This is a genomic window from Neoaquamicrobium sediminum, from assembly GCF_040970315.1.
GTDB lineage: Bacteria > Pseudomonadota > Alphaproteobacteria > Rhizobiales > Rhizobiaceae > Aerobium > Aerobium sediminum.
Window position 1 is genome coordinate 202,744 of record NZ_JAZHFV010000006.1, and the last position, 14,273, is coordinate 217,016.

Sequence of the window (14,273 nt, forward strand, 5' to 3'; positions counted from 1 at the left end):
ATTCCCCAAGGCATCATTTGGGTTCGGCCAGTGCCGGCGCGGCGGGGAAGCCGCGCCGGCGATCTTCAACTGCAAGCCCGCCGATCAGTCGCCAAGCGGATTGATGTCGTCGACGAGGCGCAGCAGATCGACCATGGTGAAGTCGTTCGCCTGGGCAGACGGCAGCGTCGGCTTCCAGTTGGCGCGTTGCCACAGATAGGAGGCGTGGTCGCCGTGGACGAGCCCGACGAACACCTCGGATATGATGGTCGCGCCCACGGGCCCGAGACGCTTTCCGTCATGCCGAACCTTGGCTTCCTTGAGGATGTAGTACCAGAGGGGCGTCGCCGTATGCATGCCGTGCTGTTTGGCTACGGCACCGTCGGTCGAACCACCAGAATCGGACGCGATCTCATCAGGTGTCAGCGGGTTCTTGATCCTCATCGCGGCGGCGACATCCTGGCCGGAAGGAAGACCAAGGGTAACGCCGCGCTTCAGGTTGCGGAAGGCGAGTATGGCGCTCAGGCTGTTTTCATCCTCCCCAGGCAGTTTGGCCAGGGCCGGCACGAGGTATGGATCGATCTTGCGCGACGGCGTCGTCGCTACCGGTGCGCCGCCGCTGTCACCAAGTTTGAAGAACCGCCGCCAGTCGATGATCCAGTTCGATGGCAGCGTCGACACCGGCAGCGGTCCCGTTGGTGGTACGGGTGCGAGATCACCGACGATCTGGCCTGACAGGCCGGAGAAGCCAAAGAAGAGATCGAAATCCGCGCCGGTGAAGATGCGGTTGTGCGGATAGCGCTGGCGTACCATCGAGTGCCCAAGGCGGTATGCGGCCGCGGAGAATTCGACCGGCATGTATGGCACGCGTTTGAAGCGGTAGAATTTGCGCCCGTCGTGCAGGATCTTGGCGACGATCCCGTCGCCACAGAGCCGTTCGACGAAATCGTGCAGGATCATCCACTGGTAATGCCAGGTGACCATCCTGCGCGCTTCCATGAACACATTATCCGGCGGGTTGGCGCCGCCGGCGACGATGTCGCAGACCTTGTTGTGGAACTTCAGGAACGCCAGGTGCGTCTGGGCCACCAGCAGGTTCTCGTCATTGCGATGGTCGCCGATCAGGGCGCGTCCCTCAGGATTGCGCGGCAGGTCGTTGCGGAATGCCCCTTCGCCGGTGTCGAAATTCTTGCCGATCAGGAATTTCGGCCCCGGCTTGTTCCTGTTGTCAGGATTGCGCGCATAAAGGTGCGGGCTTCCATCCGGCCCGAGCCCGTAGATGGCGTCGAGGTCGAGGCTCGGCGTGCGGAAGTTCTCGATGCCGAGAGGGTCTTTCTCCTTGTCGCCCAGCGAGGTCATGTCCAGGCTGATGTCGTGATCGACGAACTGGCCGAGATAGGTGAAGCCGGAGGGGATGTCGTCATTGTTCCCGTCGGGCGAACCCGGCGAGGAGTCGACCATCGCCCTTGCCAGGTCTTCCAGCTTCGCGTCGGAAACGCGCAAGGGTTCGAGTTTCGGGAACATCCGGCCAAACATGCCGGGGTCCTTGTGGCCCGACAGGGTATCGAGCAGCTCCCGGGTCGGATGACGACCCGCCTGGCCGTGGCCGGGCGTGGTCTTCACCGCATTTGCCTTCATCTTGAGCGAGCCGACAAGTTCGGTTGTCAGGCTCGACATGGTCTTCCTGGGTATCGTCTTGGTCTTCAGCGACATAGCCAAACTCCGTTGGCTGGAGCGCGCTACAGGCGTGCTCGGCTAACCCCCATTGCCCCCGTGGGCCGATGGCGTCGCAAAAGAATAGCGGACCGGAACGCGCTGTTCCGTCCGTCCCCGTTTACCCACCCTGTCCGTGTTTCCCTTGACTCCGCATCGGAGCCATCACGGTCCCGCGATGATATTGCCGGCCGTTGCCGGCGCAACGGCTTCCTGTTGCGTCCGGCATCATCCAAACGGAGTAGCCATTACCTCTAAGGAGGTAGTTGGGAGCGGATCAGCCGGGCTCGATGTTCAGGTGTTGAACTTGAACAGCAGCACGTCGCCGTCCTGCACGACGTACTCCTTGCCTTCGTCGCGGGCCTTGCCGGCTTCCTTGGCCGCTGTTTCGCCGCCGAGCGTGACGTAGTCGTTGAAGGCAATTGTCTGGGCGCGGATGAAGCCGCGCTCGAAGTCGGTGTGGATGACACCGGCAGCCTGCGGGGCCTTCGAACCCTTCTCCACGGTCCAGGCGCGGGTCTCCTTCGGACCGGCGGTGAAATAGGTGATGAGATTGAGCAGGTCGTAGCCGGCGCGGATCAGCCGGTCGAGGCCGGGTTCTTCCAGGCCTATGGCCTCGAGATATTCCTTTGCCTCCTCGTCGGCGAGCTGTGCGACCTCCGCTTCGATCGCCGCGGAGATGACGACCGTCTTCGCGCCCTGTTTCTCGGCCATCGCCTCGACAGCGCTGGTGTGCTCGTTGCCGCCGGCCGCGTCGCTTTCGGCGACGTTGCAAACGTACAGCACCGGCTTGGAGGTCAGCAGGTTCAGGCCCTGCAGGATCTTGAGGTCCTCGGCCGCGATGCCATCGAGCATCATGCGTACGGGCTTGCCGTCCTGAAGCAGCGCGAGCGACTGTTCCATCACCGGCAGGACCGTCATTGCTTCCTTCTCCTTGCCGGTGGCGCGCTTGCGCACCTGCACGATGCGGCGCTCGAGGCTTTCGAGATCGGCGAGCATCAACTCCGTCTCGACGGTCTCGGCGTCTGCGACCGGATCGATGCGGCCCTCGACATGGGTGATGTCGTCATCCTCGAAGCAGCGCAGCACATGCACGATGGCGTCGACCTCGCGGATGTTGGCCAGGAACTGATTGCCCAGCCCTTCGCCCTTCGAGGCGCCGCGCACCAGACCGGCAATGTCCACGAATGATATGCGGGTGGGGATGATCTCCTTGGACTTGGCGATCCCGGCGATCTGCTGCAACCGGCTGTCGGGCACAGCGACCTCGCCGGTGTTCGGCTCGATCGTGCAGAAGGGATAGTTTGCGGCCTGTGCCGCGGCCGTCTTGGTCAGTGCGTTGAACAGCGTCGACTTGCCGACGTTGGGCAACCCAACGATGCCGCATTTGAAACCCATGATGTGGTCCTATCGGGAAAGCAGAATTTGCACAGGGCTATGGGCGAAACGGTCGATGATCGTCAACCCCCGAAGGTCTAGCCAGTCGAGACAACGCCCAACGCGAGCGATGCCGCGCCACCAAGCACGAGCAGCCCCATCACTACAAGCAGCCCGTCGCGCGCGAGCATCGCCAGCGCAAACAGCGAAATCGTCGCCGCGATTATGGTGGATGACATCGGCACCAGTTCCAGCACCGGAATGACCATTGACAGCAGCAAACAGACGAGCGCCCACACGCGCGCCATGGGTGGATCGACCAGCATTGTCAGCCGCTTCCGTGTCAGGCGATCGATATAGCGGGCGGGCCGCTCTATACGGCCGATGACACGCTCCAGGCGCTGCTGCTCGATGGTGCGGTTGAGGATGAAGGCCGGCAGCCACAGCCTGTCTCGGCCAATGACCATCTGGATCGCCACCAGTGCGACGATCGTCCCGCAGAACGTCGACAGGCCGATGATTGCGCTGGCAGGGGTCACGATAATCAGGGCAGGCGCCAGAATGAGTGGCGGGAACGCGTCGTCGCCGATGCGGTGGACGATTTCGCGCACCGACACACGTTCCTCCGCAGCGCCGGCTTCCTCGACGCATTCGAGCACGTCCTCGACCGATTCGGGTTCGCAATCGTCCTTCATGATGTCAACAGACGCCTGGCAGTGCCGATTGGTTCCGGCGAAAGCCCGATTCAGCCCTTGTCGCCGAAAAGCTTCTTGAGCATCGCCGCCATCGGGCCGGTCTCGGGAACCTGCATGGCATTCGGCCGGGGACGTGCCTGCCGGATATGGCTCTTGCCGGGCGCGGCGGGCCGCTCGGCCTTGGGGGCCGGCTCTTCCTTGCCCTGTACGGCAAGGCTGGTCTTGTTCATGAAGCCGTTGTTGTCGCCGGCAACGAGCTTGTCCGCATTGTCGGCAATGGCCTCCAGCAGCGGCTCCAGCCACTCCCGATCCGACTTTGCGAAGTCGCCGAGTACGTGGTGGGTCACCATCTCCTTGACGCCGGGATGGCCGATGCCGATACGCATGCGGCGATATTCCTTGCCGCAATGGGCGTCGATGGAGCGGATGCCGTTGTGGCCGCCGGCGCCGCCGCCGGTCTTGATGCGCACCTTGCCGGGCGCAAGGTCGAGTTCGTCATACATGACCAGCAGGTCGGCCGGCGAAAGCTTGTGAAAGCGCATGGCCTCGCCGACCGACTGGCCGGATAGGTTCATGAAGGTCTGCGGCTTGATGAGAAGCACCTTCTGGCCGGCAATGCGGCCTTCGGCGATTAACCCCTGGAATTTCTTCGACCAAGGGGCGAAGGAATGGCGGCGGGCGATTTCGTCCGCCGCCATGAAGCCGACATTGTGCCGGTTGTCTTCGTATTTCGGGCCGGGATTGCCCAAACCAGCGATGAGCAGCATGGCGGGTGCTCCCGGCGCGGCGACTATTCCTCGTCGCCCTCTTCTTCGTTTTCGTCCTCGACCTCAGCCGCCTCTTCGTCGGCCTCGGACTTGAGGCTTGCCGGCGCGGCGATGGTCGCGATGGTGAAGTCGCGGTCGGTGATCGTCGGCTTCACGTCCTTCGGCAGGTTGACCGAGGAGATGTGGATCGAATCGCCCAGGTCGGTGCCTGCCAGATCGACCTCGATGAAGTCGGGAATCTCGTTGGCCGGGACATGCGCCTCGATATCGTGACGCACGACGTTCAGCACGCCGCCGCGCTTGATACCCACGGACTTCTCTTCATTGATGAAGTGGACCGGAATGTTGACGGTGACGACCGTGTTCTTGCTGACCCGCAGGAAGTCCACGTGCATCGGAAAATCGCGCACGGGATCGAGCTGGTAGTCCTTGGGCAGGACCTGGATCTTCTTGCCGTCGACGTTGATCGTGGCGATAGTGGTCATGAAACCGCCGCCATGGATCTTGTAGTAGACGTCCTTGTAGTTCAGGGCGATAGACAGCGGGGTCTGCTTGTCGCCGTAAATGACTGCTGGCACCATACCGTTGCGACGAAGTTCCCGGGCGGACCCCTTACCGACCCGTTCGCGCGCCTCGGCCTTGAGCTCGTAAGACTGGCTCATGGCATTTCCTTTCGTTTCGTAGCTGGAGCGTTCGCGGGCCTGAGCCCTCAAACGTCGAAAGCGGCTCTGCAGCCGCTCCCATCCGCGTTGCCTCCAAGGGTGTCTACGCGGGTGGCGGTCCTATAGCGGAAGAGGGGCCCCGACGCAACATTTCCGGTCGATCCGAAAAAAGTGGCCTCCGGTGTCGGGATCCACAAGGCGTCTGCGTCCTTGGAAGGAAAATAATGCAATCGATGGGGGCGACCATGACATTCGACAAAGACAAGGCAAGCATCGCGGCAGTGCTCGGTGCAGTTCGTGAAGGCCACCGCCGAAAGGATGCCGCTGCCATTGGCGCGCAGTTTGCGACTGAAGCAGTCCTTTTCGACCTGGCACCGCCGCTGGCTCACGGGTTCGATGTTCCGGGCATGGCGGCGTGGCTCGACAAGTGGGAGGGGCCTGTGGAGATCGAAGAGCGTGACCTGAAGGTCGTCGTCAGCGGTGACCTTGCTGTCTGCTACGGCCTGCAGAAGGTGGCTGCCATCACGGGGGAGGGCGAGAGTGCCGAATGGTGGCAGCGGCTGACCGTGTGTCTCGCCCGAACCGATGGAGAATGGAAGATCGTCCACGAACACACGTCAGTGCCATTCCACATGGATGGCAGTTTTCGGGCTGCGGTCGACCTTGAACCTTAACGAACAATCGCGTCAGCCGCTGGGGCTCCCGACGCGCAATTCCCGCGTTCCGGGCAGGAAAATCGTCAGCAGGCCGAGGAACGGCAGGTACGAGCAGATCTGATAGACCCATTCGATGCCGTTTGTGTCGGCCAGCACGCCGAGTACGGCGGCCGCGATGCCGCCCATGCCGAAGGCGAAGCCGAAGAAGATGCCGGCGATCATACCCACACGACCCGGCACGAGCTCCTGTGCGAAGACGACGATGGCAGGGAACGCCGACGCCATGATGACGCCGATCGCGAAGGAAAGCACACCGCTCCAGAAGAGGTCGGCATAGGGCAGGGCGAGCGTGAACGGCAACACGCCGAGGATCGAGAACCAGATCACCGTCTTGGAGCCGAACCGGTCGCCGATGGGGCCGCCCATCACGGTGCCCAGCGCCATTGCGCCCAGGAACAGGAACAGCATCATCTGCGACTGCTGCACCGTCACGTCGAACTTCTCGATCAGGAAGAAGGTGTAGTAGCTCGTCACGCTGGCCGTGTAGATGTTCTTGGTGAAGACCAGTAGCGCGAGAACGACGAGCGCGATCACGATACGCTTGCGCGGCAGCGGCAGCGTGGTGCTCAAGGGTCTGCGTCCGGCATTGGCGGCTTGGTAGCGTCCGTACCAGTTGCCGACCTGGCGCAGGATAAACATGCCCAGAAGAGCGATCAGCGAAAACCAGGCAACGCTCGTCTGCCCTCGCGGAACCACGATGAAGGCGGCGAGCAGCGGCCCGATTGCCGTGCCGAAATTGCCGCCGACCTGGAACAGCGACTGCGCTAGCCCGTAGCGGCCGCCGGATGCGAGCCGGGCGACGCGCGAGGCCTCCGGGTGGAAGATTGCCGAGCCGATGCCGATCATCGCTGCGCCGGCGAGCAGCAAAGGATAGTTCGACGCGAAAGCCAGCAGCAGCAGGCCGCACATGCTCGAAGCCATGCCGATAGGCAGTGATTGCGGCATCGGCCTGCGGTCGGTGTAGAGGCCGATTGCGGGCTGCAGCAGCGAGGCGGTCACCTGGAAGGTGAGCGTGAGCAGGCCGATCTGCCAGAAGTCGAGTGCGTAATCCGTCTTCAGCATTGGGTAGATGGCGGCCAGCAACGATTGCAGGACGTCGTTGAGCAGGTGGCACAGGCTCACCGCCAGAATGACGGGAAAGACGGTGTTTTCGGCCGCCGGCCGGGACGCGCCTGCTGCGATGTCGGACAAGATGCTCACCCTGATGATGGTTCGTCTGCTCCATAGCGCCGTTGCGAACGACCGTCCTTCGTGGTTTGGTCGACTTCTTTCGCAAGTGGGCCATGCTTGGAGGCGGAGGTTTTGAAACAAACCAGCGATGATCGGGTGGCGGCAATGTCCGACGATCTGCAGGGCCGTCTCGACTGGATCGAGACCGCGTCGGGTGCTGTCGTGGCGTCGGCCTCCGACTTTCCGGACGGGCACCGCGTGACGCCGCACCGGCACGGCCGCGCGCAACTCCTCCATGCGCTTTCCGGCGTCGTGATGATCTCGACCGGGCAAGGGCGATGGATGGTGCCGGCGGATCATGCGATGTGGATTCCGGCAGGCGTCGAGCATGCCGTCGACATGCTGGGTCTGGTGCGGATGCGCTCGGCCTATGTGCTGCAGGGTGCAGCACCCGACCTTCCCGATACGCTGCGCGTGCTGGCCATGACCGACCTGATGCGCAGCCTGATCGTGGAAGCCGTGCAGATCGGGACCGCCGAGGGCACCGCAGGGCGTGCGGCGGCGATCATGAACCTCATCCTGCTGGAAATTCCCAATCTCGAGGAGCGCCCGTTTGCCTTGCCGTTTCCCGCCGACCCTCGGCTGGCTGCGCTCTGCCGGCGGTTCGTCACCACGCCGTCACCACACGCAACCATCGATGATTGGGCCGCGGCATGCGGAATGAGCAGGCGTAGCTTCACGCGCGCCTTCTTGCGCGAGACGGGATTGAGCCTGTCCGTCTGGCGGCGGCAGGCGACGCTGTTTGCGGCGCTGCCGCGCCTGGCCGACGGCGTGCCTGTGACCACCGTCGCGCTCGATCTTGGCTATGACAGCGTACCGGCTTTCACCACCATGTTCCGGCGCATGCTCGGTGCGTCGCCTCGCCGCTACATGCGCGGACAGCCGGACGGCTGAGGTCTGCCGTTCCTGCAAAAAGAACCCGCCGACATTTCCGTCGGCGGGCGAGCGAGGTTCGTTGCGCGGCGCGGCGCGGCGGTTCGCGCGTCGTCTAAAGCGACCACAGCGTCCTTTCGCGGGACCGCTCGTGCCAGAACGCGGCTTCGACACCGAGCGCGTCCTCGCGGGTCAGCCCCGCGTCGCGCAGCAGGCGGTCGTCACGTTTGTTCAGCACGGCACGCAAAGTGGCGCCGATGCGGCCTTCGCTGGCCGTGCGCTCTTCTCTGCTACTTCTCCGCGTGTCCTCCAGGCCGGACAGGCCGATCGCCATAGCCATGACGACAACTCCTTCATTTGCTTGCCCACGAAGTAGGTGTCGCTTTGACATTTGACAAACGAATATCCATCATGGCTGGCATGAGAAATGGGAATGCCTTGTGGTGACCATGCACCTCGACAGCGACCTGCTGCGCACTTTCGTCGCGGTGGCCGACATGGAGAACTTCACCAAGGCCGCCGGTTTGGTCGGGCGTACGCAGTCGGCGGTCAGCCTCCAGATCAAGCGGCTGGAAGACATGGTCGGCGATCCGCTGTTCGAGCGCGGCCCGCGCGGCGTCGCGCTTACCCGGCGCGGCGAGGAATTGCTGGTCAACGCTAGGCGTATCGTCTCGCTGCTTGACGAGACGGCGGCGTCGCTGACGGCGCCGGCGCTCGAAGGAAGGGTGAGCATCGGCATTCCCGAGGAATACGGGACGACCGTGCTGCCGCGCGCGCTGGCCACGTTCAACAACATGCATTCCAATGTCGAGATCATGGTGCGCTATGCCAGCTCGTCGGCACAGATGGCGGCGCTGGAGCGGGGCGATCTCGACCTTGCGGTCGTCTTCGAATGGCAGGATTCGCCGCGCGGCGAGGTGCTCATGGTGGACCCGACGGTGTGGGCGACCTCCGAGACCCATCATGTCCACGAACAGTCCCCGGTGCCGATAGCGCTCTACGAGAATTCCGGCTGGTGTACCGAGTTCGCCATCCGGTCGCTGGAAAATCTCGGACTGGACTATCGCGTCGCGTATCGCAGCGACATGAGCAGCGGGCTCAAGCTTGCCGTGGCTTCTGGGCTTGCGATCGCGCCCCTGTCGCGCAGCAACATTCCGTCCGGCTGCCGTGAGTTGACGACGGAGGACGGCTTTGGCGGGATCGACGCGTCGAACGTCGTGCTCTACCAGCGCCCGACCGCGCGCGGCGCGGCCGTCAACGGCATGGCCGATGCGATCCGCGATGCGTTCAGGATGCAGCACGGAACTGCGGCAACCTGACAAGCCAGGGGTTCAAACCGCGGCTGAAAAGCCCTATATCGGCGGCGAACCGCTGAAGGAGTGACACCGATGAACGATGCAAAGCGAGCCATCTCCGCCCGTATCGCATCCATTATTCCGGTGTCGCATGCCTGTTCTTTCCATTCACGATCTTTCCTTCCGGCTTCCTGACGGCCGTCCGCTTTTCGAAAACCTCAATCTCGCCTTTGGGCCCAAACGCACCGGCCTTGTCGGGCGCAACGGCATCGGCAAGTCGTCGCTGATCGCGATCCTGGCCGGCGACCTGCGGCCGACTTCGGGCGCTGTCCGCGGGAGCGCGCGTGTCGCGCTGCTGCGGCAGATGGCTGATGCAAGCGATGACGAAACGGTGGCGAGCCTGTTCGGCGTCGTCGATCGGCTGGCATTGCTGGAGAAAATCGAAGCCGGTAGCGCCAGCGTCGAGGAGATCGCCGAAGCAGACTGGACGCTGGAAGCACGCCTCGACAAGGCGCTCGCCGATGTCGGGCTTGCAGGCATAGCGCCCGGGCGGCAGCTCGTGAGCCTCAGTGGTGGCCAGAGAACACGCGCGGCGCTGGCGGCACTCGCCTTCGACCGGCCCGACATGATCCTGCTGGATGAGCCCACGAACAACCTCGACCGCGACGGGCGGAAGATGTTGCACGGCTTCCTCGAAAGCTGGAAGGGCGGCGCGATCGTCGTCAGCCATGACAGGGAGCTGCTCAACCGGATGGACAGGATCGTGGAGCTTTCGTCGCACGGCGCGCGCAGCTATGGCGGCGGGTATGATGCCTACCGCGAGCAGCACGATGCCGAGAAGGCGTTGGCGGAACGAGAGGCCGAGGCCGCCGACCGCAACGCACGGCAGGTGGCCCGCGCCGCCCAGGCCGCACTTGAACGCCAGGCGAAACGGGATTCTGCGGGGCGCAAGGCGCGGGCGACCAGTTCCGACCCGAAAATTCTCCTCGATGCACGCCAGCAGCGAGCCGAAGCGACCGCCGCGCGCAACAGCGGGATTGCCGGGCGACTGGAGGCAGAGGCACAGGAACGGCTAAGCCGCAGCCGTGAAGCGCTCGAGCGGGCGACCCCGTTCACGGCGGGCGTCGCTTCCCGCGCCGTGCCGGCGGGCAAGCTGCTCGTCGACGCCCGCAACCTTGCGGTCGGGTTCGATGGTCGGCCGCCGGCCACGATCACGCTGAACGTCACCGGGCCAGAACGGATCGCAATCGTCGGGCCGAACGGTGCCGGCAAATCCACCTTGCTGAAAACGCTGGCGAGCATCATTCCGCCGCTCGGAGGCGAACTCCGCGTCGAGGCGAGCCTTGCCTTCTTCGACCAGCATGTCAGCCTGCTGGAACCGCGTATGTCGATCCTCGAAAACTACCGGCGCATCAACCCGGGCGCCAGCGAGTTCGAGTGTCGTTCGGCGCTGGCGCGCTACGCATTTCGCGCCGATGCCGCCTTGCAGATCGTCGGTACGCTATCGGGCGGCGAAAGGTTGCGGGCGGGGCTTGCGTGCGTGGCCGCCGGCCAGACACCGCCGGAACTGTTGATCCTCGACGAGCCGACCAACCACCTTGACCTCGATTCCGTCGCCGAGGTGGAAGACGGCCTCAACACCTTCGGCGGCGCGCTGCTGGTGGTCAGCCACGATGAAGCATTTCTGGAGGCGATCGGTATCGAGCGGCAAATTTTCCTTGAACAAGGCGGCAACGTTATCAAGCTGTCGCAGATACGCGGATAGGCAGTAGCATAAAACAGTAGTGCGCCCTTCGAGGCTCGCTGCGCTCGCACCTCAGGATGAGGGGAGGTGGGCTGATCCGGCGAACTCGCGACAGGCTCTATGAACGTCGGCAAAACGACTCTCAAGCCGATGAGTTGGCCAGATCGTTGCGCTACAGTCCTCATCCTGAGGTGCGAGCGCAGCGAGCCTCGAAGGACGCAGGGCGTTGTCACCGGAGCCTTGGATACGATGGATCAGAAAGACCGGGTGAGACCCGTTTCGGAACCCGCCATCGGAGAGCTCTTCGCCGTATTCGCCAAGATCGGCCTACTCTCGTTCGGCGGCCCGGCCGGCCAGATCGCACTGATGCACCGTGTGCTGGTGGAGGAAAAGCGCTGGCTGGACGAGCCGCGTTTCCTGCACGCGCTCAACTACTGCATGCTCCTGCCGGGGCCGGAGGCGATGCAGCTTGCCACCTATGCCGGCTGGCTCGTGCAGGGCGTGCGCGGTGGAATCGTGGCCGGGCTGCTATTCGTGCTGCCGGGCGCCGCCGTGCTCATCGCGCTGTCGACGATCTACTTGCTGGCCGGCGAGGTGACGCTGGTCCAGGGCCTGCTCTTCGGCCTCAAGGCAGCCGTGCTGGCCGTGGTGCTGGAAGCGCTAATCAAGTTGTCCACGCGCGCGCTGAAGAGCCGATGGCTGGGGGCGCTCGCCGTTGTTGCGTTCGTCGCCATCGCGTTCCTGCAGGTGCCATTCCCGCTGATCGTGCTCGGCGCCGCACTCGTGGGTGCCGCTGCGCATCTGCTTTCCGGGCGTTCGGACAGCGATACGGCGGATTTAGCCGATACCGGACAGGCCATACCGGAATGGGCAAGGCCATCGTGGTCGCGTTTCATTCGCACCAGTGCCGTCTGGCTGGCAATCTGGCTGCTGCCGCTCTTCCTGGTGCAGGCTGCGCTTGGCGTGGAGCACGTCTTTTCGCAGGAAGCGCGCTTCTTCTCCGTCATGGCGACGGTGACCTTTGGCGGCGCATATGCCGTTCTGGCCTACGTCGCCCAGCAGGCGGTCGAGGTCTACGGATGGCTTCGGCCAGACGAGATGCTGACCGGGCTGGGGCTGGCCGAGACGACGCCCGGGCCGCTGATCCTCGTTCTGCTGTTCGTGGGGTATCTCGGCGGCGCGCGCCTTGCGGCACTGGAGCCGGTCACCGGCGGGGTGCTGGGTGCGCTGGTGGCGCTGTGGTTCACCTTCGCGCCGTGCTTCCTGTGGATTTTCGCCGGCGCGCCCTATGTCGAGACGGTGCGCAACGTGCGCTGGCTGGCCGCCGCGCTTGCGGCGGTGACGGCTGCCGTTGTGGGCGTGATCGCCAATCTGGCCCTGTGGTTCGCGATCCATGTGCTTTTCGCGACGGTGGACGAGCGCGGCTTAGGCCCGTTCAGCGTCGCCGTGCCCGACCCCGCCAGCTTCGATCCGGCAGCGGCCGTCATCGGGCTGGCTGCGGCCATCGCACTCGTGCGCCTGAAAATCGGGATGATCCCGGTGCTGGCCGCGTCGGCGCTGGCCGGGATGGTCTGGCTGCTCGCCTGAGCCTAGTCGAAGAGGCTGGAAACCGATTCCTCGGTGGCCGTGCGCGAGATCGCCTCGCCGATCAGGTCGGCGATCGAGACGACGCGTATGTTGTGCGCGGCCTCGACCCCTGATGTCGGCTGGATGGAATCGGTGGTCACCAGTTCCTTGAGTTGCGAGGAGGCGATGCGCGCGACCGCGCCGCCCGACAGAACGCCGTGGGTGATATAGGCCGTGACGCTGGTGGCGCCGTTTGCCAGAAGCGCATCGGCGGCATTGCAGAGCGTGCCGCCGGAATCGACGATGTCGTCGATCAGCAGACAGTCCTTGCCGCGCACGTCGCCGATGATGTTCATGACTTCCGATTCGCCCGGCTTCTCGCGGCGCTTGTCGACGATGGCGAGAAGCGCATCGAGCCGCTTGGCGAGCGCGCGGGCGCGCACGACGCCGCCGACGTCAGGCGATACCACCATCACGTTCGGCAGTTCGTAGTTGCGCTTCACGTCGCGGGCGAGCACCGGCACCGCAAAGAGGTTGTCGGTCGGGATGTCGAAGAAGCCCTGGATCTGGCCGGCGTGAAGATCGAGCGTGAGGACACGGTCGGCGCCGGCCTGGGTGATCAGGTTGGCGACCAGCTTGGCCGAGATCGGCGTGCGGCCCGAGGCGCGGCGGTCCTGCCGGGCATAGCCGAAATAGGGAATGACCGCCGTGATGCGGCGCGCCGAGGACCGACGGAAGGCGTCGATCATGATCAGCAGTTCCATCAGGTGGTCGTTGGCCGGGTACGACGTCGACTGGAGAACGAAAACATCCTCGCCGCGCACGTTCTCCTGGATCTCGACGAATATCTCCTGGTCGGCGAAGCGCCTGACGCTGGCCTTGCCCAGCGAGATATTGAGGTAGCGGGCGACGGCTTCGGCCAGCACCCGGTTGGAGTTGCCCGCAAAAAGCTTCATGAAATTTCCCCGGCGAAGGATATGAGCGGGCTTTTACCGGTGTGAGCCGGTATTGCAAGCGCGAAGGGGACGATTTCCCCTCTATCTCGCTCGGCAAATGGCTTTTGCCGCATCAGCCGGGCCGCGCCACGAGCCAGTTGGCCAGCTCGTCGACGGTGCGGTCGGCTATCGATTCCATCGTTGCCGGGTCCACCGACGACCAGCCTTCACCGCGCGCGGCCGACGTTGCCTGCCCCTGAATACGGTGAATGCGCGTGCCCGCGGGGTCGACCACATCCCACACATAGATGACCGTCGTGCGTCCGTCGTCGGCGATCGTCGAGAAGTAGCCCTTCATCACCAGCGTGGCCGAGCTGTCGCCGGACTGCACCAGCGTGATGCCGCGCTGGGTCGCGCGTGCGGTGAGCCGTGCTGCCAAAGGCGTCGATGCCTCGCTGGCTGCACCCACAACCGGCGCGAACTGCACGCGGGCGTCGGTGCTGATCGCCGCCACGTTGGTTTGCTGGCCGGCCGCAGGCTGCGCGGCAGGTGCGGGTGTTGCCGGTTCAACCGAAGGCGAATCCGGCTGCGGCGGCAAGGTCGGCGTGTCGGCGCTGACGAGTGCCGACGGTTCGAGCACGTCCTGCGTGCTGGTGCAGGCGGAAAGCACCAGCGCGGTGCCGAACAACATTGTGTAAAGGGCCGGGCGTGACATGCCGAT

14 protein-coding genes are annotated in these 14,273 nt (G+C 64.3%); 5 read left to right on the forward strand and 9 right to left on the reverse strand.

The genetic code is table 11. The features are described from left to right. Positions 1-84: 84 nt before the first annotated feature. From V1479_RS17725 to V1479_RS17745, 5 genes are all read right to left on the reverse strand, one after another. Complete coding sequence (locus V1479_RS17725; protein ID WP_368804114.1) at positions 85-1,692, reverse strand: peroxidase family protein; 1,608 nt, start codon at positions 1,690-1,692, stop codon at positions 85-87. Between the two features lie 294 nt (positions 1,693-1,986). Continuing rightward, positions 1,987-3,090 carry a redox-regulated ATPase YchF gene (ychF, locus tag V1479_RS17730; RefSeq protein WP_368804115.1) on the reverse strand — a complete coding sequence of 368 codons (1,104 nt, stop codon included), beginning with the start codon at positions 3,088-3,090 and terminating at the stop codon, positions 1,987-1,989. A 77-nt stretch (positions 3,091-3,167) separates the two neighbouring features. Then, entirely contained in the window at positions 3,168-3,764 is a 597-nt protein-coding gene (locus V1479_RS17735; protein WP_173192717.1) for an exopolysaccharide biosynthesis protein, read from the reverse strand. Between the two features lie 50 nt (positions 3,765-3,814). Next, positions 3,815-4,531 (reverse strand): aminoacyl-tRNA hydrolase, encoded by a 717-nt coding sequence (gene pth, locus V1479_RS17740; protein WP_368804116.1) that lies wholly within the window; start codon positions 4,529-4,531, stop codon positions 3,815-3,817. 23 nt (positions 4,532-4,554) lie between these two features. Then, positions 4,555-5,193 (reverse strand): 50S ribosomal protein L25/general stress protein Ctc, encoded by a 639-nt coding sequence (locus V1479_RS17745; RefSeq protein WP_368804117.1) that lies wholly within the window; start codon positions 5,191-5,193, stop codon positions 4,555-4,557. A gap of 245 nt (positions 5,194-5,438) precedes the next feature. On the opposite strand from V1479_RS17745, the gene V1479_RS17750 reads away from it, so the two are divergent. Beyond that, positions 5,439-5,867, forward strand: a complete 429-nt coding sequence (locus V1479_RS17750; RefSeq protein WP_368804118.1) for a YybH family protein — start codon at positions 5,439-5,441, stop codon at positions 5,865-5,867. A 12-nt stretch (positions 5,868-5,879) separates the two neighbouring features. Here the strand turns inward: V1479_RS17750 and V1479_RS17755 are convergent, their stop codons facing one another. Continuing rightward, positions 5,880-7,100: an MFS transporter gene (locus V1479_RS17755; RefSeq protein ID WP_368804119.1), complete on the reverse strand. Its 1,221-nt coding sequence runs from the start codon at positions 7,098-7,100 to the stop codon at positions 5,880-5,882. A 144-nt stretch (positions 7,101-7,244) separates the two neighbouring features. Here V1479_RS17755 and V1479_RS17760 point away from each other — a divergent pair, with 144 nt between their 5' ends. Beyond that, the gene (locus V1479_RS17760) at positions 7,245-8,033 is read left to right on the forward strand and encodes an AraC family transcriptional regulator (protein WP_173192707.1); all 789 of its coding nucleotides are present in this window, start codon (positions 7,245-7,247) and stop codon (positions 8,031-8,033) included. Positions 8,034-8,127: 94 nt separating this feature from the next. Here V1479_RS17760 and V1479_RS17765 read toward each other — a convergent pair whose 3' ends face one another. Beyond that, on the reverse strand, positions 8,128-8,352 hold the full coding sequence (locus V1479_RS17765; protein WP_368804120.1) for a hypothetical protein: 225 nt from the start codon (positions 8,350-8,352) through the stop codon (positions 8,128-8,130). Between the two features lie 109 nt (positions 8,353-8,461). Here V1479_RS17765 and V1479_RS17770 point away from each other — a divergent pair, with 109 nt between their 5' ends. The 3 genes from V1479_RS17770 to chrA all read left to right on the forward strand — a co-directional run bounded on the left by V1479_RS17770 (position 8,462) and on the right by chrA (position 12,638). Next, the gene (locus V1479_RS17770) at positions 8,462-9,331 is read left to right on the forward strand and encodes a LysR family transcriptional regulator (RefSeq protein WP_438620741.1); all 870 of its coding nucleotides are present in this window, start codon (positions 8,462-8,464) and stop codon (positions 9,329-9,331) included. 127 nt (positions 9,332-9,458) lie between these two features. Beyond that, positions 9,459-11,072, forward strand: a complete 1,614-nt coding sequence (locus V1479_RS17775; RefSeq protein WP_368804122.1) for an ABC-F family ATP-binding cassette domain-containing protein — start codon at positions 9,459-9,461, stop codon at positions 11,070-11,072. Between the two features lie 228 nt (positions 11,073-11,300). Further along, positions 11,301-12,638, forward strand: coding sequence for a chromate efflux transporter (gene chrA / locus V1479_RS17780; RefSeq protein ID WP_368804123.1), 1,338 nt, complete (start codon positions 11,301-11,303; stop codon positions 12,636-12,638). Between the two features lie 2 nt (positions 12,639-12,640). Here the strand turns inward: chrA and V1479_RS17785 are convergent, their stop codons facing one another. Together V1479_RS17785 and V1479_RS17790 are read right to left on the reverse strand one after the other, a co-directional pair. After that, positions 12,641-13,573: a ribose-phosphate pyrophosphokinase gene (locus V1479_RS17785; RefSeq protein WP_368804124.1), complete on the reverse strand. Its 933-nt coding sequence runs from the start codon at positions 13,571-13,573 to the stop codon at positions 12,641-12,643. Positions 13,574-13,685: 112 nt separating this feature from the next. Further along, entirely contained in the window at positions 13,686-14,267 is a 582-nt protein-coding gene (locus tag V1479_RS17790) for a hypothetical protein (protein WP_368804125.1), read from the reverse strand. Between the last annotated feature and the right edge of the window lie 6 nt (positions 14,268-14,273).

Excerpts from the sequence above, each read along its gene's own strand:
- V1479_RS17745 (WP_368804117.1), bottom strand. The coding sequence starts at position 5,193 with ATGAGCCAGTCTTACGAGCTCAAGGCCGAGGCGCGCGAACGGGTCGGT.
- V1479_RS17735 (WP_173192717.1), bottom strand. The coding sequence starts at position 3,764 with ATGAAGGACGATTGCGAACCCGAATCGGTCGAGGACGTGCTCGAATGC.
- V1479_RS17770 (WP_438620741.1), top strand. The coding sequence starts at position 8,462 with ATGCACCTCGACAGCGACCTGCTGCGCACTTTCGTCGCGGTGGCCGAC.
- V1479_RS17790 (WP_368804125.1), bottom strand. The coding sequence starts at position 14,267 with ATGTCACGCCCGGCCCTTTACACAATGTTGTTCGGCACCGCGCTGGTG.
- V1479_RS17760 (WP_173192707.1), top strand. The coding sequence starts at position 7,245 with ATGTCCGACGATCTGCAGGGCCGTCTCGACTGGATCGAGACCGCGTCG.
- ychF (WP_368804115.1), bottom strand. The coding sequence starts at position 3,090 with ATGGGTTTCAAATGCGGCATCGTTGGGTTGCCCAACGTCGGCAAGTCG.
- pth (WP_368804116.1), bottom strand. The coding sequence starts at position 4,531 with ATGCTGCTCATCGCTGGTTTGGGCAATCCCGGCCCGAAATACGAAGAC.
- chrA (WP_368804123.1), top strand. The coding sequence starts at position 11,301 with ATGGATCAGAAAGACCGGGTGAGACCCGTTTCGGAACCCGCCATCGGA.
- V1479_RS17765 (WP_368804120.1), bottom strand. The coding sequence starts at position 8,352 with ATGGCTATGGCGATCGGCCTGTCCGGCCTGGAGGACACGCGGAGAAGT.
- V1479_RS17785 (WP_368804124.1), bottom strand. The coding sequence starts at position 13,573 with ATGAAGCTTTTTGCGGGCAACTCCAACCGGGTGCTGGCCGAAGCCGTC.
- V1479_RS17750 (WP_368804118.1), top strand. The coding sequence starts at position 5,439 with ATGACATTCGACAAAGACAAGGCAAGCATCGCGGCAGTGCTCGGTGCA.
- V1479_RS17775 (WP_368804122.1), top strand. The coding sequence starts at position 9,459 with ATGCCTGTTCTTTCCATTCACGATCTTTCCTTCCGGCTTCCTGACGGC.
- V1479_RS17725 (WP_368804114.1), bottom strand. The coding sequence starts at position 1,692 with ATGTCGCTGAAGACCAAGACGATACCCAGGAAGACCATGTCGAGCCTG.